Source organism: Bacillota bacterium (assembly GCA_033549065.1).
In the GTDB taxonomy this organism is placed as follows: domain Bacteria; phylum Bacillota; class Dethiobacteria; order DTU022; family DTU022; genus JAWSUE01.
The window spans coordinates 46,085-61,718 of the sequence record JAWSUE010000007.1; the positions used below are offsets into that span (position 1 = coordinate 46,085).

Here is a 15,634-nt window from a genome sequence, read left to right on the forward strand (position 1 = left end):
GGTTTCTTTTCGACTGAAAGGGAGGTTGTATAATTGTCGCGTTCACTGAAAAAAGGTCCCTATGTCGAGGCCAGCTTGATGAAAAAGATTGAACAGATGAACGATAAGGGAGAGAAAAAGGTTATAAAAACCTGGTCCCGCCGTTCAACCATCTTTCCTGACATGGTTGGTCATACAATAGCTGTTCACGACGGTCGACGTCATGTTCCAGTCTATATAAGTGAAGATATGGTTGGACACAAACTGGGCGAATTCGCCCCAACCCGAACCTTCCGGGGGCACGGGCACCATACCGAACGCTCTACGACTTTGAAGTAGAGCAGAGGAGGCAGAAAGACTTATGGAAGCAAAAGCACAGGCCCGTTACGTGCGCCTGGCGCCGCGTAAGGCGAGGGCTGTTGTTGACCTCATTCGCAATAAAGATATCGATGAAGCCTTGAGTATACTGCGCTATACCCCGAGGCGTGCCGCTTCGGTGGTGACCAAGGTGGTTAATTCTGCGGCAGCTAATGCCGAGAATAATTTGGAAATGAAACGGGGAACGCTCTATATCGATCAGGCCTATGTTGATGAAGGGCCAACCCTGAAACGTGTTCAACCACGAGCCAGGGGAAGACGTTTCCTGATATTAAAACGGACCAGCCATATTACGGTTGTAGTCAAAGAGAGAAAGGGGGTCTAGTTGTGGGACAAAAAGTAAGCCCCATCGGTTTCCGGATCGGTATCATTCGCGATTGGGATGCTCGCTGGTTTGCCGGAAAAAACTATAAAGATTTACTTCATGAAGATCTGAAGATCCGTAATTATATCCAGAAAACCCTTGCAGGTTCATCGTTGTCCCGGATAGAGATCGAAAGGGCAGCCAACAACCTTAGGATTAACATCCATACTGCCAAACCAGGAATGGTAATTGGCCGTGGTGGCGTGGGAGTAGAAGATCTGCGCAAACAGTTGGAAGCGATGACAGATAAAAAAGTGCACTTAAATATTATTGAAATTAAGAAACCGGAATTGGATGCGTTCCTGGTGGCTGAAAGCGTTGCTCAGCAGCTTGAAAGGCGCATCGCATTCAGAAGAGCTATGAAGCAAGCTGTATTCCGGGCTATGCGAAACGGAGCCAAAGGAGTAAAAATCGCCTGCAGTGGCAGATTGGGTGGTTCTGAGATGGCTCGTAATGAGAGTTATCATGAAGGAACGGTACCGCTCCAGACACTGCGTGCAGATATCGACTACGGATTTACCGAAGCCCGGACAACTTATGGACGGATTGGGGTAAAAGTGTGGATTTACAAAGGTGAGATCCTACCCTCAAAGCCAAGCGTAGGGAAGCCTGCAGAGGAGGTAGACGCAGATGTTAATGCCTAAGCGGGTTAAATTTCGCCGTCAGCATCGCGGCCGGATGAAAGGCCGGGCTAAAGGCGGCACGGTAGTACAGTTTGGTGAATTCGGAATGCAGGCTCTTGAGCCTTCCTGGATTACAAGTCAACAAATTGAAGCAGCACGTATTGCCATGACCAGGTTTATCAAAAGGGGCGGAAAAGTATGGATCCGCATCTTTCCTGACAAGCCGGTTACTGAAAAACCTGCTGAAACCCGAATGGGTAAAGGTAAAGGTTCGCCCGAATACTGGGTTGCTGTAGTGAAACCGGGCCGGGTCATGTTTGAACTGGCTGGTGTAAGTGAAGAAATTGCCAAAGAGGCACTGCGCCTGGCGGCTAATAAATTACCGATTAAAACAAAGTTTATTAAAAGAACTGAAGCGGGTGGTGTATCTGAATGAAAATAAAAGATGTCCGTGAACTTAATGAAGAGGAACTGGAAGAGAAAGTAAAAGAGTTGAAAGATGAGCTTTTTAACCTTCGTTTCCAGCAAGCCACCGGTCAGTTGGAAAATGTAATGCGTATTAAAGAGGTCCGCCACAGTATTGCCCGGGTTAAAACCGTGCTCAGGGAACGGGCCCTAAGCTGAGCCTGATGAGGAAGGGAGGCCCATTGGTTTGGATAATTTAAAACGTAAGGTTCGCAGTGGTCGCGTCGTTAGTGACAAGATGGATAAAACCAGGGTGGTTGCGGTTGATAGAGTAACCCGCCATCCCTTGTACGGCAAAATCATCCGCAGAACCAAAAAGTATAAATTTCATGATGAAACAAACGAATCCCGAGTAGGAGACATTGTCAAGATCATGGAAACCAGGCCCTTGAGTAAAGATAAAAGGTGGACCCTGGTGGAAATCGTTCAGCGTTCGAAGCTGTAGATTCTCTTTCCGAATAGCCTGTCGGAAAGGGGATGAAAGGAGAGGCAACGATGATTCAAAGCGAAACCATCTTAAATGTAGCTGACAACTCGGGAGCTAAAAAGATCCTCTGTATCAGGGTCTTGGGAGGATCGAAGCGCAAATCAGGCCGAATCGGCGATATAATTGTTGCTTCGGTCAAGGAAGCCACCCCGGGTGGAGTGGTTAAAAAAGGTGAAGTGGTCAGGGCTGTTATCGTGCGGACAAGAAGCCGGCTTACCCGCAAAGACGGATCCCATATCCATTTCGATGAAAACGCAGCAGTTATTATTAATGAACAGAATAATCCACGGGGAACACGTATTTTCGGCCCCGTTGCCCGTGAGCTGAGGGATAAAGAATTTATGAAGATTGTTTCCCTGGCGCCTGAAGTGATTTAGATGTTCAGTATGGAGGTGGCGAATAACCGGTGGAAATAAAAAAAATGTCAGTTCGTCGGGGGGATAAAGTATTAGTCCTCTCCGGCAAAGATAAAGGTAAAAAAGGGAAAGTGATCGCCACTTTTCCCCGCCTTGGCCGGGTAAAGGTGGAAGGGGTTAACATTATCAAGAAGCATGCTAAACCGACCCGTAAGGTTCCCCAGGGGGGAATAAGGGAGATGGAAGCGGCATTCCCGGCATCGAAAGTTATGGTTGTCTGCCCGGCTTGCAGTAAACCGACCCGCGTTGGCAAAAAAATTCTTGCTGATGGTAAAAGGGTTAGAATCTGCCGGAAGTGCGACGAATCGCTGGATAAGTAAGGAGGGTTAATGCGTTAACATGTCAAGAATGAAGCAGAAATATCTTGAAGAAGTAAGGCCCGCTCTGGCCAAGCAGTTCGCTTATAAAAGCTTAATGCAGGCGCCAAAAATTGAAAAAGTTGTAATCAATATGGGCCTGGGTGAAGGTAAAGATAACCCGAAAATACTCGATGCAGCGGTAAACGATCTCTCGATTATAACCGGCCAGATGCCGATTATCACCCGTGCACGTCGGTCTGTTGCCAGCTTTAAATTGCGTGAAGGAAATCAGATTGGCTGCAAGGTGACTCTGAGAGGTATCCGGATGTATGACTTTCTGGACAAGTTTTTCAGCATTGCATTACCCAGGGTCAGGGATTTCAGGGGAATTTCACCGCACTCGTTTGATGGTCGGGGAAACTTTACCGTTGGTATCAAAGAACAGTTAATTTTCCCGGAAATTGAGTACAGCAAGGTAGAAAAAATTCTCGGTATGGATATCACCATAGTGACTTCTGCCGAGACTGATGAAGAAGCACGCGAACTTTTAACTTTGATGGGCATGCCATTCAAAGCAGCTTAAAGCTGTAAGTTCAGCGAGAGGTTAAGAGGAGGGAAAGGATGGCCAAGAAATCATTAATCGCCAAGGCCAAGAGAGAGCCCAAATTTGCAGTCCGCAGCTATAATCGTTGCCACATCTGCGGCCGACCGAGGGCTTACTTACGTAAATTCGGCCTGTGCCGCCTTTGCTTTCGTCATCTGGCCAACGAAGGAAAAATTCCGGGGGTTAAAAAAGCCAGTTGGTAGATGGTGAAAGAATGAGAGGAGGTTATTACTGCCAATGATGACAGATCCGATTGCCGATATGCTGACACGTTTACGCAATGCAAATAATGTGCGGCATAAAACTGTCGAAATCCCTGCTTCAAATGTGAAACGCTCTATTGCAGCTATAATGAAGCAGGAAGGGTTTATCAAGGATTATGAATTTATTAAGGATGACAAGCAGGGTGTCTTGCGTGTTCACTTAAAGTATGGACCCAATCAGGAGAGGATTATCAGTGGTCTGAAAAGGATCAGTAAGCCTGGCCTGAGGGTTTATGCGAAAAAAGACGAACTGCCCAAAGTTCTTGGAGGGTTAGGAATAGCCGTTATTTCAACTTCACAGGGCTTAATGAGTGACCGCCAGGCCCGGGAAACCGGCACAGGCGGAGAAGTCTTATGCTATATCTGGTAGCATAGCAAGGAGGTTCACCGATGTCTCGAACCGGCAGAAAGCCTGTCGCTGTACCCGACAAGGTCGAGGTAAAGATTGACGGGCAGAATATTGCTGTTAAAGGTCCGAAAGGGCAGCTCAATCAGGAACTGCCAGCAGATATGATTATTGAGCAGGAAAATGGATTTATCAATGTTAAGAGACCGACCGACAGCCCGCAGCATAGAGCGCTGCATGGCCTGACCCGTTCATTGATTGCGAATATGATTGAAGGGGTTACCGAAGGCTATAGCCGGACGCTTGAACTGGTTGGCGTGGGTTACAAAGCTGCGCTTCAGGGTAACAAACTTGTTCTCAATATTGGTTTTTCACATCCGGTTGTTTTCGATCCCGGTAAGGATATTGAGATCGAAGTCCCCAGTGCAACCAAAATTATAGTTAAGGGGATAGATAAACAGAAGGTAGGGAACCTGACTGCAGTTATACGCGGAACTTTCCCACCCGAGCCTTACAAGGGGAAGGGTATTCGTTATGAGAATGAAAAAGTGCGCCAGAAGGTTGGTAAATCTGGCAAATAGTCACCTGGAGGTGTAAAGAACTGTGCCTAATATAAAAATAAGACAGATCAGCCGGAAACGGCGTCATCGTAGAGTACGCGTGAAAGTTAGCGGCACTCCGGAACGTCCCCGGTTAAATGTTTTCCGCAGCATCAACCATATTTATGCCCAGGTGATTGATGATCAGTCTGGAAAAACCCTGGCTGCTGCCTCCAGTCTGGATCCCCAACTTCGTTCGGAGCTGTCTAAAGGTGGTAACCGTGAAGCAGCCCGAAAAGTCGGTACTCTGGTGGCTCAGAGGGCTGTGGAAAAGGGTATTAAAAGTGTTGTTTTTGACCGTGGAGGTTACTTGTTCCATGGACGAGTAAAAGAATTGGCAGAAGGAGCCCGCGAAGCGGGGTTAAACTTCTAGAAAGGGGGAATCACAGGGGTGTCGAAGATCGAACCATCACAGGAATTAGTAGAGAAGGTAGTCCAGGTCAACCGTGTGGCCAAGGTAGTTAAAGGTGGAAGGCGCTTTAGCTTTAGTGCCCTGGTCGTTGTCGGTGATCAAAATGGAGTAGTCGGAGCCGGAATGGGAAAAGCCGGCGAAGTGCCGGAAGCAATCCGTAAAGGTATAGAAGATGCCAAGAAAAACCTGATCCGTGTGCCCATGGTTGGAACGACAATTACCCATCCCATCACCGGCAGATTCGGTGCTGGCAAAGTGCTTTTAAAGCCTGCGTCAGAAGGTACCGGTGTTATAGCCGGCGGACCTGTTCGTGCTGTCTTGGAGTTGGCAGGAGTAAGGGATATTCTGACAAAGTCCCTCGGCTCGGCCAATGCGATAAATATTGTAAATGCAACTATTGAAGGTTTGAAGTCGCTGAGAAGAGCTGAAGAAGTCAGTTCTCTACGTGGCATTGAAGTGGAGAAGTTGCTCGGTTAAGGAGAGTAAACAGCTATGGCAAAAAAATTATTAATTACCCTGGTCCGCAGTCCTTTGGCCCGCAAACCGAAACATCGCCGCACTGTAGCGGCACTCGGTCTTAAAAAAATCGGCCAGACAGTCGAACATGATGACACTGATGCGATCAGAGGGATGGCTAAAACTATTGATTACCTGGTACATGTTGAAGAAAGTAAATGATCTAAGAAGCGGTATAGAGGGAGGTGTAGCCGATGCGTTTACACGAATTAAGGCCTCCTGAGGGAGCCAGGAAAGCGGCTAAACGTAAAGGAAGAGGTATAGCTTCGGGTTTGGGCAAAACTGCAGGCCGGGGACAGAAAGGACAGAAGTCCCGTTCGGGTTCCGGAATCCGCCGTGGATTCGAAGGCGGCCAGATGCCTTATTTCCAGCGCCTGCCAAAGCGCGGATTTACCAATATATTTAAGAAAAAATGGAATATTGTAAATATCGATAGCTTAAATGCGTTTGATGAAGGTACCGTTATTACTCCGGAACTTTTACTGGAAAAAGGTCTGCTGAAAAACCTTACCTATCCTTTGAAAATCCTTGGGGACGGTGAACTGGACCGAAAACTTGAAATCCATGCTCATCATTTTAGCAAACAAGCCCAGGCGAAGATTGAAGCAGCTGGCGGAAAGGCAGAGGTGATTTAAATTGCTGGAAACAGTTCGTACAGCTTGGAGGATAAAAGAACTCAGAGAACGTATCCTCTTTACCCTGGCCATGTTCGTGGTTTTCAGGGTTGGATCAGCGATCCCCGTACCCGGGGTAGATCCATCCCGGCTGGCTGAATTCTTCCAGCAGGATACCATTTTTGGCTTTGTAAATATTATCGGTGGCGGTAACCTGGCCAATTTTACCATATTTGCCCTGGGCATTATGCCTTATATTAATGCTTCCATTATCATGAACCTGCTGACGATTGTTATTCCGAAGCTTAAAGAGTGGAGTCAGGAAGGTCCTGAGGGGCGGAAGAAAATTTCACAGATTACCCGTTACGGAACAGTCGTAATAGCGGTAATCCAGGCGCTCGGTTTATCAACATTGATTGCCGGAGAAGCTGTTCTGGATAAATCTTTACTTTCCTATGCGACGATTATCATCTCATTGACTGCGGGAACTGCTTTTCTGATGTGGATGGGTGAATTGATTACCGAAAAGGGAATTGGTAATGGCATATCTCTGATCATATTTGCCGGGATTGTTGCCGGTTTTCCGATTGGTGTTGCTCTGGCTGCTGAACAATACCGCTTTGGTCAGATTAACCTCCTGGTTATTATCGTGGTTATTGTCATGCTGCTGTTCTTGATTATTGGAATTATCGGTCTGGATCAGGGTCAGCGGAGGATTAATGTTCAGTACAGCAAACGGGTAGTCGGCCGGCGCATGTATGGCGGGCAGGCAACTCATATTCCGATGAAAGTTAACCAGGCAGGGGTTATTCCGGTTATTTTTGCCTCGGTTATTCTAAGCTTTCCGCAGACACTGGTCAGCTTTATACAGCATCCGATTGCGCAGAGAATTGCTGCCAGTCTGGGATGGGGCACAAACCTGAACCTGGTTTTATATATGATCCTGATTATTCTCTTTACCTATTTTTATACGGCAGTACAGTTTGATCCATTCCAGGTCGCCGGGAATATTAAAAAGTACGGCGGCTTCATTCCCGGGCTCAGGCCGGGACGGCCAACGGCTGATTATCTGGCCCGGGTAACATCCAGGCTGACAACAGCAGGAGCATTCTCATTGGCCTTCATCGCAGTATTTCCGATCATCCTGGAACGGGTAACAGGGATGAATATTATTTTTGGAGGAACCGGGCTGATCATTGTTGTTGGTGTGGTTCTTGAGACTTTTAAACAGATTGAAAGTCACATGTTGATGCGAAGTTATCGCGGATTCATGAAATAGAGATCATTATGATCAAACTGAAATCGTTGCGGGAAATACAATTGATGAGAGAAGCGGGTAAGATAGTAGCTGAAGTACTTGATGAACTTGAAACTGCAGTTAAAGTTGGCATACCCACCGCTATGCTGAATAAGATTGCGGAAAAATGTATCCGCAAGTACAATGCAGAACCGGCTTTTCTGGGATATCATAATTTCCCCGCATCAATTTGCACATCGATTAATAATGAAGTTGTGCATGGGATTCCCGGGTTGCGTAAGCTTAACGAGGGCGATATAATCAGCATTGACGTTGGTGTCCGTTTAAATGGGTATTACGGAGATGCTGCGGCAACCTTTCCGGTTGGCCGGATATCCTCTGAAGCTCAAAGCCTGATAGATGTTACCAGGGGTTCCCTGCAGAAAGCAATCGGGGCGATGAAAGAAGGCCGGAGGCTTTCTGATATATCGCATGCAGTGCAGACTTTTGTGGAACAAAATCACTTTTCGGTAGTCCGTAACTATGTCGGTCACGGCATTGGGGAAGAGATGCATGAAGAACCCCAGGTTCCGAATTTCGGTTTACCGGGGAGAGGACCACGGTTGCAGCAGGGAATTGTACTGGCTATTGAACCGATGGTTAATCACGGTAGCTGGGAAGTGAAAGTTCTTGAAGATCAGTGGACGGTTGTAACAGCTGATGGCAGCTTGTCTGCTCACTTTGAGCATACTGTGGCATTGGGTGAAAACGGCCCGGAGGTACTTACCTCTTCAAACCTGAATTAGGGGGGCGGAGTAATTGGCAGAGTTAAAACCGGGGCAATTGGTCCGTTCACTTGCCGGTCGCGATAAAAATAAGCATTACCTGGTGCTTAAAGAAATTGAACAAAATTATGTATTACTGGTCAATGGGCGCAGTAAGCCTGTCGCCCGTCCTAAGAAGAAAAATAAGGCTCATCTTCAACACTATGAGCGCCGGGCAGATCTGGGAGACATGACGGATCCGGAAAGTATGGATGACAATCAAATTGCCAAATATTTAAAAGAAGTAGTTCCGGTGGCCGGGTCACCCGAGGAGGAGGTTTAACTGGTAGCATGAGCAAGAAAAAAGATGTTGTTGAAGTGGAAGGTACTGTAGTCGAACCATTGCCAAACGCCATGTTCAGGGTTGAGCTGAAAAATGGGCACAAGGTTCTGGCTCATGTATCCGGAAAAATCCGGATGAATTTTATCCGAATTCTGCCGGGTGACAGGGTATTGGTTGAGCTATCGCCTTACGATTTAACTCGGGGGCGCATTACCTACCGTTACAAGTAATAAGGAGGACTGGTTATCATGAAGGTGAGGCCCTCAGTAAAAAAAATGTGTGAAAAATGTAAGATAATTCGGCGTAAGGGTAGGGTTGTTATTATCTGCCAGAACCCGAAGCACAAGCAGAGACAGGGCTAAGCGTGAATTACCTGGCTTATGCTGAAGCAGAAAACAACAGGGGGACTTTATTTAAGGAGGTGTTAATCGATTGGCCAGAATTGCAGGTGTAGACTTACCGCGTGACAAACGAGTAGCAGTTGCGCTGAGCTATATTTACGGAATCGGTATAAGCAGAGCGGCAGATATCCTGTCACATACCGGGGTTAGTCCCGAAACCAGGGTAAAAGATTTAACCGAGGATGAGCTCGGACGGCTGCGTGAATTTATCGATAAAAACTATAACGTCGAAGGTGACTTGCGTCGTGAGGTGGCTCTTAACATCAAACGACTGGTCGAAATTGGCTGCTACCGCGGAATCAGGCACAGACGTGGTCTGCCGGTTCGGGGACAAAAAACGAAGAATAATGCCCGGACTCGCAAAGGCCCGCGCAAAACAGTCGGTATCCGCCGTAAGAAATAGGATGACCCTAGAAGGGAGGAACTGGTGAAAATTGGTTAAGAAAAAAACTACCCGCACCAAACGTCGTGAAAGAAAAAATATTGAACGCGGGGTTGCTCATATTAAATCAACCTTTAACAATACATTTATCAGTATAACCGATGTGGACGGAAACAGCATTTCCTGGTCCAGCGCCGGAAATGTGGGATTCAAGGGCTCGCGTAAATCAACTCCTTTTGCCGCTCAGCTCGCTGCCGAAGCTGCTGCCAAGGTAGCCATGGAACACGGCATGAGACAGGTAGAAGTATTTGTAAAAGGGCCGGGAGCCGGTCGTGAAGCGGCTATTCGTTCACTTCAGGCTGCAGGACTCGAAGTTAATGCTATTAAAGATGTAACTCCGATTCCGCATAACGGTTGCCGTCCGCCTAAAAGGCGGCGAGTTTAGTTATTTTTAGAAGGAGGTGTAACATAAACCAATATGGGACGCCATACAGGAGCAGTTTGTCGTTTATGCCGCAGAGAAAAAGATAAACTTTATTTAAAAGGGGATCGCTGCTATTCTGATAAATGCGGGGTGGTGCGTCACGCATACCCACCGGGAGAACACGGTCAGGGCCGTCAAAAGTTTTCTGAGTACGGCCAGCAGCTGCGTGAAAAGCAAAAGGCCCGCCGTATATATGGAGTTATGGAAAGGCAGTTCCGCCGTTACTTTAAGGAAGCCGATCGCCGCAGAGGTGTTACCGGTGAAATTTTACTGCAGCTTTTGGAAAGCCGCCTGGATAACATAGTTTACCGTTTAGGCCTGGCCAGGTCACGTTCTGAAGCGAGGCAGCTGATCAATCACGGTCACTTCCAGGTTAATGGTCGTAAGGTCGACATACCTTCATACCTAACGAGGGTAGGAGATGTTATTGCCGTTCGGGATAAATGCAAAAATAAGCCAGTTTTCAAACTGATTGCTGAGGCAAGGGATCAGCAGGGAACCGTGGACTGGTTGGAAGTGGATCATGAAAAACTGGAAGGTCGGATTATCAGGATTCCACAGCGCGATGAGATAGATGTTCCTTTAACAGAGCACTTAATCGTCGAACTTTATTCCCGTTAATTGTATATAGCACCCTCAATATATCAAACGAGGAGGGTAAACAGGATCAATTATGATTGAAATTGAAAAGCCGAAAATTGAATTTGTTGAGAAGAGTGATCAGAATAATTACGGCCGTTTTGTTGTGGAACCTTTGGAGAGAGGCTATGGAACAACACTGGGCAATGCGCTGCGCAGAATCTTGCTCTCATCGCTACCCGGAGCGGCCATAACCAATGTGAAATTTGACGGAGCATTACACGAATTCTCGAATTTACCGGGAGTTTTGGAAGACACCATTGAGATAATCTTAAACCTGAAAGCAGTTTCGCTGAAGATACACTCTGATGAACCGCAAACTCTGGTTATCGATACCGATAAAGCAGGAGCGGTTCGCGCACAGGATATCAATGCCCCTTCAGATGTTGATATCTTAAATGGTGAACATCACATCTGTACCCTTGAGGAAAATGCCAGGTTATACATTGAGATGACTGCGCAAAACGGAAGGGGATATGTTCCGGCTGAACGTAATAAGATGGCACAACAGCCGATTGGTGTAATTCCTGTTGATTCGATGTTTTCGCCAATTCGAAAAATTAATTACCAGGTTGAGAATACTCGTGTTGGTCAGATAACAGACTATGATAAGTTAACCCTTGAGGTTTGGACTGATGGGAGTATTCGGCCTGATGAAGCGATCAGCCTTGCTGCAAAAATACTGAATACCCATATCTCCCTGTTTGTTAACCTTACAGAACAGGTTGATGATGTTGAGATTGCCTCTGATCGTCAGGAAGAAGATCGCGAACGTAAGCTTGACATGACTATTGAGGAGCTTGATCTTTCTGTGCGTTCGTACAATTGTCTGAAGAGGGCCGGAATAAATACCGTTGGCGAACTGGTGCGGAAGACAGAAGATGAAATGATGAAAGTACGCAACCTGGGTAAAAAGTCGCTTGAGGAAGTGGAGCAAAAGCTTGAAGAATTGGGCTTTGCTTTTAACAAGAGCGGAGAGTAGCCTTCAAGGAGGAAGTTTAGAATGCCATACCAGAAACTGAGTCGTAAAAGTGGACCCCGACGAGCGCTGCTGCGTGGTCTGGTTACATCTTTTCTACGATCCGGCAGAATAGAAACCACTGCTGCCAAAGCTAACGCAATCCGCCCGCTGGCCGAGAAAATGATTACACTTGGCAAAAGAGGCGATCTGCATGCACGCCGACAGGCATTGGCCTTTTTACTGGATGAAGATGTTGTAACAAACCTTTTTGAAAAAATCGGGCCTAAAATGGAAGCTCGTGACGGGGGTTACACACGTATAATCCAGAAAGGACCGAGACGTGGGGACAGTGCTCCGATGGTCATCCTGGAGCTTGTATCCGACTGATTGACAAAATGGCCGGTCTAAAAGATATTTTTATTGAAGCGAAAGCAGTATCTTATAATTATCCAGGAGAAGAGACAGAATCTTCGCCTGCACTTTCCGGAATTGATATGGTTATTAAAAAGGGCGAATATGTCGCCCTGATTGGTCCCAATGGTTCCGGAAAAACTACTTTAATGAAACTTTTTAATGCCCTCCTGATTCCCTCCTCCGGTGAGGTCTTGGTTGAGGGCATTTCTACAGCTGATGAAGAAATGTTGCCTGAGATAAGGCGCAGGTGCGGGATGATTTTTCAAAACCCAGATAATCAGCTTGTTGCTACTACTGTTGAGGAAGATATTGCTTTTGGCCCGGAAAACCTGGCTTTGCCAACCGAAGAGATCAGGGAGAGGGTATATTCTGCTGCGAGCCAACTGGGTCTTGACAGAGTTCTGAAGCAACCGCCGCATATGCTATCAGGCGGAGAAAAACAGCGGGTTGCAATTGCCGGGGTTCTGGCCATGCAGCCGGGGTGTATCTTGATGGATGAGCCGACTGCGATGCTTGATGCCGCCGGGCGGCGAGAAGTTCTAAAGACTGTTGCAGCGTTAAACAGAGATCACGGTATTGCCATTGTCCATGTTACCCATTTTCCTACCGAAGCAGCCCTGGCTGACCGGATAGTCCTTCTTGATCATGGTTCAATTGTAACTCAGGGTTCTCCACAAGAGGTTCTAACAGATCTTTCTCTGCTCCATAATTTAGGTCTGAGAGGAACTACAGCAGTGGAACTTGCAGCAGCGCTTCGCCGGGATGGTTTACAACTCAAACCCATGCTGCTTCATAACCGGGAGTTGATTGAAAGTTTATGTTCATTGGAACGAAAAATTTAAGCCATACATACATGCCCGGTTCTCCCTTTGCCACCGAGGCGCTTCGCGATATTTCTTTCAGCCTGGGGAAGGGTTGTTTTACTTTGCTAATCGGTCCATCCGGTTCAGGCAAATCAACCCTGATCCAGCACTTAAACGGACTTCTCAAACCCACCTCCGGACAAGTTTATTTTGAGGATAAAGCAATCGGTGCAGATAAACATGAATTACTTCTGCTGAGACGGCGAATAGGTCTTGTATTTCAGATGCCCGAAGATCAATTTTTTTCTGAGACTGTTTTTGATGAAGTAGCCTTTGCCCCGCGCAACCTCGGACTACCTGAAGGGGATGTCAGAAACAGAGTAGTGGAGGCACTGGAAAAAGTTGGACTGGATGCTGAGGAGTACATGGACCATCACCCTTTTCAACTGAGTGCCGGGCAAAAGCGTCTTGTTGCTGTAGCAGCTGTATTATCTCTTCAACCAGAGGTACTGGTTCTGGATGAACCGACTGCAGGGCTGGATGCGGCAGGACAAAATAATTTATTTCGGCTTCTTGAAAAACTTAACCATGAAAGCGGCCTGACTGTAATTATCTCCACCCATCATCTTGATGAAGCTGCCGCGCTGGCTGATACAGTTCTGGTTCTTCATAACGGCAAACTTGTCATGTCAGGAAGCAGAAACGAAGTATTTTCAAAAAGAGAAGAACTATTTGATTTAGGATTGGAGTTGCCTGCTCTTTCAGAACTGATGAATGAACTTGCTAAAGAAGGTTTGCCGGTTAAAACAGCAGTATACACATTGGACGATGCAAGGAATGAAATAAATAAGGTTTTTAGGTGGCATAGCAAATGAGCCGTAGTATTACTCTTGGTCAGTACCTGCCGGGTGAGAGCTTCATTCACCTTTTAAACCCGCGATTGAAAATAATCACTTTACTCGCAATGTTGGTTTTGCTTTTCACCATGCAGACGATGACAGGTTTGTTAATCCTGCTAATATTTGCCCTGCTGCTTTTTGCAATTTCAAAGATACCTTTCCGTTACTTTTTGCGCAGCTTAAGACCGATCATGATGATTGCTCTTTTTGCGCTGATTATTTATTTTTTCTTTACCAAGGGTGGAGTGGTACTATTAAGAATCGGATCGGTTACAGTTGAATCGGATGGAGTAACCCAGGGGATCTTCATAATAACACGCCTCTTTACCCTCATTCTCTTTTCCCTGCTTGTAACGCTGACGACAACCCCACTATCTTTGACGTATGGCATGGGATATTTTTTAAAACCCTTTAATCGCCTCGGTTTACCAACAGAGGAAGTGGCCATGATCATGGCCGTTGCTTTACGGTTTATCCCTACTCTGATGGAAGAAAGCCAGCGATTGATGCGTGCCCAGCTGTCCAGAGGAGCAGATTTTGAAACTGGCTCTATATTCAGGAAAGCAAAAAGCATGGTTCCCCTGATAGTTCCGCTATTTATCAGCGCTTTCAGGAGAGCAGATGAACTTGCCCTGGCCATGGAAGCCCGCGGTTATAGAATAGGAGCTAAAAGAACTAGATTGCAAAGAGACTTAATAACTTTCAGAGACTGGGCAGCATTAATATCTGTTTTGGTTTTACTGATGATTGCCCTTGTCTATAATTTTTAAACGAGGAGAGAAAAGTTAATGTTAACATCCAGACAAAGGGTTGAAAGAGTTTTGAATCATCAGGAAGCGGACAGGGTTCCCCTTGACCTGGGAACAACATTTTTTACAGCATACCATCTGGAAGTAGCCAAAGAAGTTAATAAACAACTGGGTGTTGAGCAGGATGACTATCAATTTGTTTCATTCAGTGCCCAAACGGTTAAAGCTCATCCGGTTGTACTTGACAAGCTGAAGATAGATACTTATGGCATAAATTCAAAACCTGCCGGAAATTTCCGGTTTGAATTAAACAGGACAGATAATTCATATATCGATGAGTGGAACATCCACTACAGAAAAGCAGAGCACTCATATCAGTACGATTTCATCAAACACCCTCTCGACAATGCGGGAATAGCTGATCTTGATCTTTATCCATGGCCTGACCCTCTGGATCAAGGCAGGTTTAAAGGATTTCGAGAAGAAGTTAAATCTTTATATGAAAATACTGATTACGCTCTAATTCTTAATACCCCGGTTGGTTCACAAATAATGGGCATGATCGGTTGGCTGACCGGCTATGAAAAACTATATACCGATATTGCAGTTAATCATGATTTTATTCGGGCTATATCGGAAAAATTGCTTCTCTGGCATGAGGAATGGATTCGTAAAGCTCTGGAGTTGGTTGGTGAGTATCTCACCTGTATAGCTATCGCAGATGACCTCGGTATCCAAAGCGGGCCGATGATCAATCCGGCAATTTACAGGAAACTGATCAAACCTTTTCATCAAAAGCTTTTTTCATTTGTAAAATCGAGGACCGATGCTAAAATTTTGTTTCATAGCTGCGGTTCGGTGTATGAATTCCTACCAGATCTGATTGAAATGGGCGTTGATATAATTAACCCTATCCAGTACTCGGCAAAAGACATGAGCTGCATTAATCTGAAAAAAAATTTTGGTGATAGAATTTGCTTTTGGGGTGGTGGATGTGATGCGCAGGGTATATTGCCCTTTGGCTCTGTATCGCAGGTCCGGGAAGAAGTGGAAAGGGTAATTAATATCCTAAAACCTGGTGGAGGGTATGTATATGCCCCTATACATGCTGTTTTACCCGGAGTGTCTGCCGAAAAGGTATTAACCATGTATCAGACTGCCCTGGAACATGGTGGTTATTAATAAACATTTTT

At 46.2% G+C, this 15,634-nt stretch carries 30 protein-coding genes; all 30 read left to right on the forward strand.

What is annotated here, in order from left to right; genetic code table 11:
- Positions 1-33 precede the first annotated feature (33 nt).
- The 30 genes from rpsS to SCJ97_06165 all read left to right on the forward strand — a co-directional run bounded on the left by rpsS (position 34) and on the right by SCJ97_06165 (position 15,623).
- On the forward strand, positions 34-318 hold the full coding sequence (gene rpsS, locus SCJ97_06020) for a 30S ribosomal protein S19 (protein MDW7739597.1): 285 nt from the start codon (positions 34-36) through the stop codon (positions 316-318).
- 22 nt (positions 319-340) lie between these two features.
- Complete coding sequence (rplV, locus tag SCJ97_06025; GenBank protein MDW7739598.1) at positions 341-682, forward strand: 50S ribosomal protein L22; 342 nt, start codon at positions 341-343, stop codon at positions 680-682.
- Positions 683-684: 2 nt separating this feature from the next.
- Entirely contained in the window at positions 685-1,365 is a 681-nt protein-coding gene (rpsC, locus tag SCJ97_06030; protein MDW7739599.1) for a 30S ribosomal protein S3, read from the forward strand.
- Positions 1,352-1,780, forward strand: a complete 429-nt coding sequence (gene rplP / locus SCJ97_06035) for a 50S ribosomal protein L16 (protein ID MDW7739600.1) — start codon at positions 1,352-1,354, stop codon at positions 1,778-1,780. Before rpsC ends, rplP begins: the two co-directional genes overlap by 14 nt.
- On the forward strand, positions 1,777-1,968 hold the full coding sequence (gene rpmC, locus SCJ97_06040; protein ID MDW7739601.1) for a 50S ribosomal protein L29: 192 nt from the start codon (positions 1,777-1,779) through the stop codon (positions 1,966-1,968). The genes rplP and rpmC overlap by 4 nt, the downstream gene beginning before the upstream one ends.
- Before the next feature lie 28 nt (positions 1,969-1,996).
- The gene (rpsQ, locus tag SCJ97_06045) at positions 1,997-2,254 is read left to right on the forward strand and encodes a 30S ribosomal protein S17 (protein ID MDW7739602.1); all 258 of its coding nucleotides are present in this window, start codon (positions 1,997-1,999) and stop codon (positions 2,252-2,254) included.
- A 50-nt stretch (positions 2,255-2,304) separates the two neighbouring features.
- Positions 2,305-2,673, forward strand: a complete 369-nt coding sequence (gene rplN, locus SCJ97_06050; GenBank protein ID MDW7739603.1) for a 50S ribosomal protein L14 — start codon at positions 2,305-2,307, stop codon at positions 2,671-2,673.
- Positions 2,674-2,708: 35 nt separating this feature from the next.
- Positions 2,709-3,032: a 50S ribosomal protein L24 gene (rplX, locus tag SCJ97_06055; GenBank protein MDW7739604.1), complete on the forward strand. Its 324-nt coding sequence runs from the start codon at positions 2,709-2,711 to the stop codon at positions 3,030-3,032.
- A 19-nt stretch (positions 3,033-3,051) separates the two neighbouring features.
- On the forward strand, positions 3,052-3,594 hold the full coding sequence (gene rplE, locus SCJ97_06060; GenBank protein ID MDW7739605.1) for a 50S ribosomal protein L5: 543 nt from the start codon (positions 3,052-3,054) through the stop codon (positions 3,592-3,594).
- 38 nt (positions 3,595-3,632) lie between these two features.
- On the forward strand, positions 3,633-3,818 hold the full coding sequence (locus SCJ97_06065; protein MDW7739606.1) for a type Z 30S ribosomal protein S14: 186 nt from the start codon (positions 3,633-3,635) through the stop codon (positions 3,816-3,818).
- Between the two features lie 34 nt (positions 3,819-3,852).
- The gene (gene rpsH, locus SCJ97_06070) at positions 3,853-4,248 is read left to right on the forward strand and encodes a 30S ribosomal protein S8 (GenBank protein ID MDW7739607.1); all 396 of its coding nucleotides are present in this window, start codon (positions 3,853-3,855) and stop codon (positions 4,246-4,248) included.
- A gap of 20 nt (positions 4,249-4,268) precedes the next feature.
- Positions 4,269-4,805: a 50S ribosomal protein L6 gene (gene rplF, locus SCJ97_06075; protein ID MDW7739608.1), complete on the forward strand. Its 537-nt coding sequence runs from the start codon at positions 4,269-4,271 to the stop codon at positions 4,803-4,805.
- A gap of 22 nt (positions 4,806-4,827) precedes the next feature.
- On the forward strand, positions 4,828-5,196 hold the full coding sequence (rplR, locus tag SCJ97_06080; protein MDW7739609.1) for a 50S ribosomal protein L18: 369 nt from the start codon (positions 4,828-4,830) through the stop codon (positions 5,194-5,196).
- Between the two features lie 18 nt (positions 5,197-5,214).
- Complete coding sequence (gene rpsE / locus SCJ97_06085) at positions 5,215-5,712, forward strand: 30S ribosomal protein S5 (protein MDW7739610.1); 498 nt, start codon at positions 5,215-5,217, stop codon at positions 5,710-5,712.
- A gap of 15 nt (positions 5,713-5,727) precedes the next feature.
- A complete protein-coding gene (gene rpmD / locus SCJ97_06090; protein MDW7739611.1) occupies positions 5,728-5,913 on the forward strand; it encodes a 50S ribosomal protein L30 in 186 nt (61 codons plus the stop codon).
- Between the two features lie 32 nt (positions 5,914-5,945).
- Positions 5,946-6,386 carry a 50S ribosomal protein L15 gene (gene rplO, locus SCJ97_06095; protein ID MDW7739612.1) on the forward strand — a complete coding sequence of 147 codons (441 nt, stop codon included), beginning with the start codon at positions 5,946-5,948 and terminating at the stop codon, positions 6,384-6,386.
- Position 6,387: 1 nt separating this feature from the next.
- Positions 6,388-7,644: a preprotein translocase subunit SecY gene (secY, locus tag SCJ97_06100; protein ID MDW7739613.1), complete on the forward strand. Its 1,257-nt coding sequence runs from the start codon at positions 6,388-6,390 to the stop codon at positions 7,642-7,644.
- Between the two features lie 8 nt (positions 7,645-7,652).
- Positions 7,653-8,408 carry a type I methionyl aminopeptidase gene (map, locus tag SCJ97_06105; protein MDW7739614.1) on the forward strand — a complete coding sequence of 252 codons (756 nt, stop codon included), beginning with the start codon at positions 7,653-7,655 and terminating at the stop codon, positions 8,406-8,408.
- 13 nt (positions 8,409-8,421) lie between these two features.
- The gene (locus tag SCJ97_06110) at positions 8,422-8,709 is read left to right on the forward strand and encodes a KOW domain-containing RNA-binding protein (protein MDW7739615.1); all 288 of its coding nucleotides are present in this window, start codon (positions 8,422-8,424) and stop codon (positions 8,707-8,709) included.
- Positions 8,710-8,717: 8 nt separating this feature from the next.
- Positions 8,718-8,939 (forward strand): translation initiation factor IF-1, encoded by a 222-nt coding sequence (gene infA, locus SCJ97_06115; GenBank protein ID MDW7739616.1) that lies wholly within the window; start codon positions 8,718-8,720, stop codon positions 8,937-8,939.
- An 18-nt stretch (positions 8,940-8,957) separates the two neighbouring features.
- Positions 8,958-9,071: a 50S ribosomal protein L36 gene (gene rpmJ, locus SCJ97_06120; protein ID MDW7739617.1), complete on the forward strand. Its 114-nt coding sequence runs from the start codon at positions 8,958-8,960 to the stop codon at positions 9,069-9,071.
- Positions 9,072-9,141: 70 nt separating this feature from the next.
- Positions 9,142-9,513: a 30S ribosomal protein S13 gene (gene rpsM / locus SCJ97_06125; protein ID MDW7739618.1), complete on the forward strand. Its 372-nt coding sequence runs from the start codon at positions 9,142-9,144 to the stop codon at positions 9,511-9,513.
- A gap of 31 nt (positions 9,514-9,544) precedes the next feature.
- Positions 9,545-9,937: a 30S ribosomal protein S11 gene (gene rpsK, locus SCJ97_06130; protein MDW7739619.1), complete on the forward strand. Its 393-nt coding sequence runs from the start codon at positions 9,545-9,547 to the stop codon at positions 9,935-9,937.
- Positions 9,938-9,970: 33 nt separating this feature from the next.
- Entirely contained in the window at positions 9,971-10,597 is a 627-nt protein-coding gene (rpsD, locus tag SCJ97_06135) for a 30S ribosomal protein S4 (protein ID MDW7739620.1), read from the forward strand.
- Positions 10,598-10,649: 52 nt separating this feature from the next.
- Positions 10,650-11,597 (forward strand): DNA-directed RNA polymerase subunit alpha, encoded by a 948-nt coding sequence (locus SCJ97_06140; protein ID MDW7739621.1) that lies wholly within the window; start codon positions 10,650-10,652, stop codon positions 11,595-11,597.
- Positions 11,598-11,618: 21 nt separating this feature from the next.
- Positions 11,619-11,963 (forward strand): 50S ribosomal protein L17, encoded by a 345-nt coding sequence (rplQ, locus tag SCJ97_06145; GenBank protein ID MDW7739622.1) that lies wholly within the window; start codon positions 11,619-11,621, stop codon positions 11,961-11,963.
- A gap of 8 nt (positions 11,964-11,971) precedes the next feature.
- Positions 11,972-12,832 (forward strand): energy-coupling factor transporter ATPase, encoded by an 861-nt coding sequence (locus SCJ97_06150; GenBank protein MDW7739623.1) that lies wholly within the window; start codon positions 11,972-11,974, stop codon positions 12,830-12,832.
- The gene (locus SCJ97_06155; protein ID MDW7739624.1) at positions 12,808-13,668 is read left to right on the forward strand and encodes an energy-coupling factor transporter ATPase; all 861 of its coding nucleotides are present in this window, start codon (positions 12,808-12,810) and stop codon (positions 13,666-13,668) included. The genes SCJ97_06150 and SCJ97_06155 overlap by 25 nt, the downstream gene beginning before the upstream one ends.
- Positions 13,665-14,462: an energy-coupling factor transporter transmembrane protein EcfT gene (locus tag SCJ97_06160; protein MDW7739625.1), complete on the forward strand. Its 798-nt coding sequence runs from the start codon at positions 13,665-13,667 to the stop codon at positions 14,460-14,462. Before SCJ97_06155 ends, SCJ97_06160 begins: the two co-directional genes overlap by 4 nt.
- An 18-nt stretch (positions 14,463-14,480) precedes the next feature.
- Entirely contained in the window at positions 14,481-15,623 is a 1,143-nt protein-coding gene (locus SCJ97_06165; GenBank protein ID MDW7739626.1) for a uroporphyrinogen decarboxylase family protein, read from the forward strand.
- Positions 15,624-15,634 lie beyond the last annotated feature (11 nt).

What these genes read in the sequence shown, in the direction of transcription:
- rpmD (MDW7739611.1), top strand. Translation starts at nt 5,728, where the DNA reads ATGGCAAAAAAATTATTAATTACCCTGGTCCGCAGTCCTTTGGCCCGC.
- SCJ97_06150 (MDW7739623.1), top strand. Translation starts at nt 11,972, where the DNA reads ATGGCCGGTCTAAAAGATATTTTTATTGAAGCGAAAGCAGTATCTTAT.
- SCJ97_06140 (MDW7739621.1), top strand. Translation starts at nt 10,650, where the DNA reads ATGATTGAAATTGAAAAGCCGAAAATTGAATTTGTTGAGAAGAGTGAT.
- rplO (MDW7739612.1), top strand. Translation starts at nt 5,946, where the DNA reads ATGCGTTTACACGAATTAAGGCCTCCTGAGGGAGCCAGGAAAGCGGCT.
- rplP (MDW7739600.1), top strand. Translation starts at nt 1,352, where the DNA reads ATGTTAATGCCTAAGCGGGTTAAATTTCGCCGTCAGCATCGCGGCCGG.
- rpsH (MDW7739607.1), top strand. Translation starts at nt 3,853, where the DNA reads ATGATGACAGATCCGATTGCCGATATGCTGACACGTTTACGCAATGCA.
- rplE (MDW7739605.1), top strand. Translation starts at nt 3,052, where the DNA reads ATGTCAAGAATGAAGCAGAAATATCTTGAAGAAGTAAGGCCCGCTCTG.
- rpmC (MDW7739601.1), top strand. Translation starts at nt 1,777, where the DNA reads ATGAAAATAAAAGATGTCCGTGAACTTAATGAAGAGGAACTGGAAGAG.
- SCJ97_06160 (MDW7739625.1), top strand. Translation starts at nt 13,665, where the DNA reads ATGAGCCGTAGTATTACTCTTGGTCAGTACCTGCCGGGTGAGAGCTTC.
- rplQ (MDW7739622.1), top strand. Translation starts at nt 11,619, where the DNA reads ATGCCATACCAGAAACTGAGTCGTAAAAGTGGACCCCGACGAGCGCTG.
- infA (MDW7739616.1), top strand. Translation starts at nt 8,718, where the DNA reads ATGAGCAAGAAAAAAGATGTTGTTGAAGTGGAAGGTACTGTAGTCGAA.
- rplN (MDW7739603.1), top strand. Translation starts at nt 2,305, where the DNA reads ATGATTCAAAGCGAAACCATCTTAAATGTAGCTGACAACTCGGGAGCT.
- SCJ97_06165 (MDW7739626.1), top strand. Translation starts at nt 14,481, where the DNA reads ATGTTAACATCCAGACAAAGGGTTGAAAGAGTTTTGAATCATCAGGAA.
- rplF (MDW7739608.1), top strand. Translation starts at nt 4,269, where the DNA reads ATGTCTCGAACCGGCAGAAAGCCTGTCGCTGTACCCGACAAGGTCGAG.
- rplV (MDW7739598.1), top strand. Translation starts at nt 341, where the DNA reads ATGGAAGCAAAAGCACAGGCCCGTTACGTGCGCCTGGCGCCGCGTAAG.
- SCJ97_06065 (MDW7739606.1), top strand. Translation starts at nt 3,633, where the DNA reads ATGGCCAAGAAATCATTAATCGCCAAGGCCAAGAGAGAGCCCAAATTT.
- SCJ97_06155 (MDW7739624.1), top strand. Translation starts at nt 12,808, where the DNA reads ATGTTCATTGGAACGAAAAATTTAAGCCATACATACATGCCCGGTTCT.
- rpmJ (MDW7739617.1), top strand. Translation starts at nt 8,958, where the DNA reads ATGAAGGTGAGGCCCTCAGTAAAAAAAATGTGTGAAAAATGTAAGATA.
- rpsD (MDW7739620.1), top strand. Translation starts at nt 9,971, where the DNA reads ATGGGACGCCATACAGGAGCAGTTTGTCGTTTATGCCGCAGAGAAAAA.
- map (MDW7739614.1), top strand. Translation starts at nt 7,653, where the DNA reads ATGATCAAACTGAAATCGTTGCGGGAAATACAATTGATGAGAGAAGCG.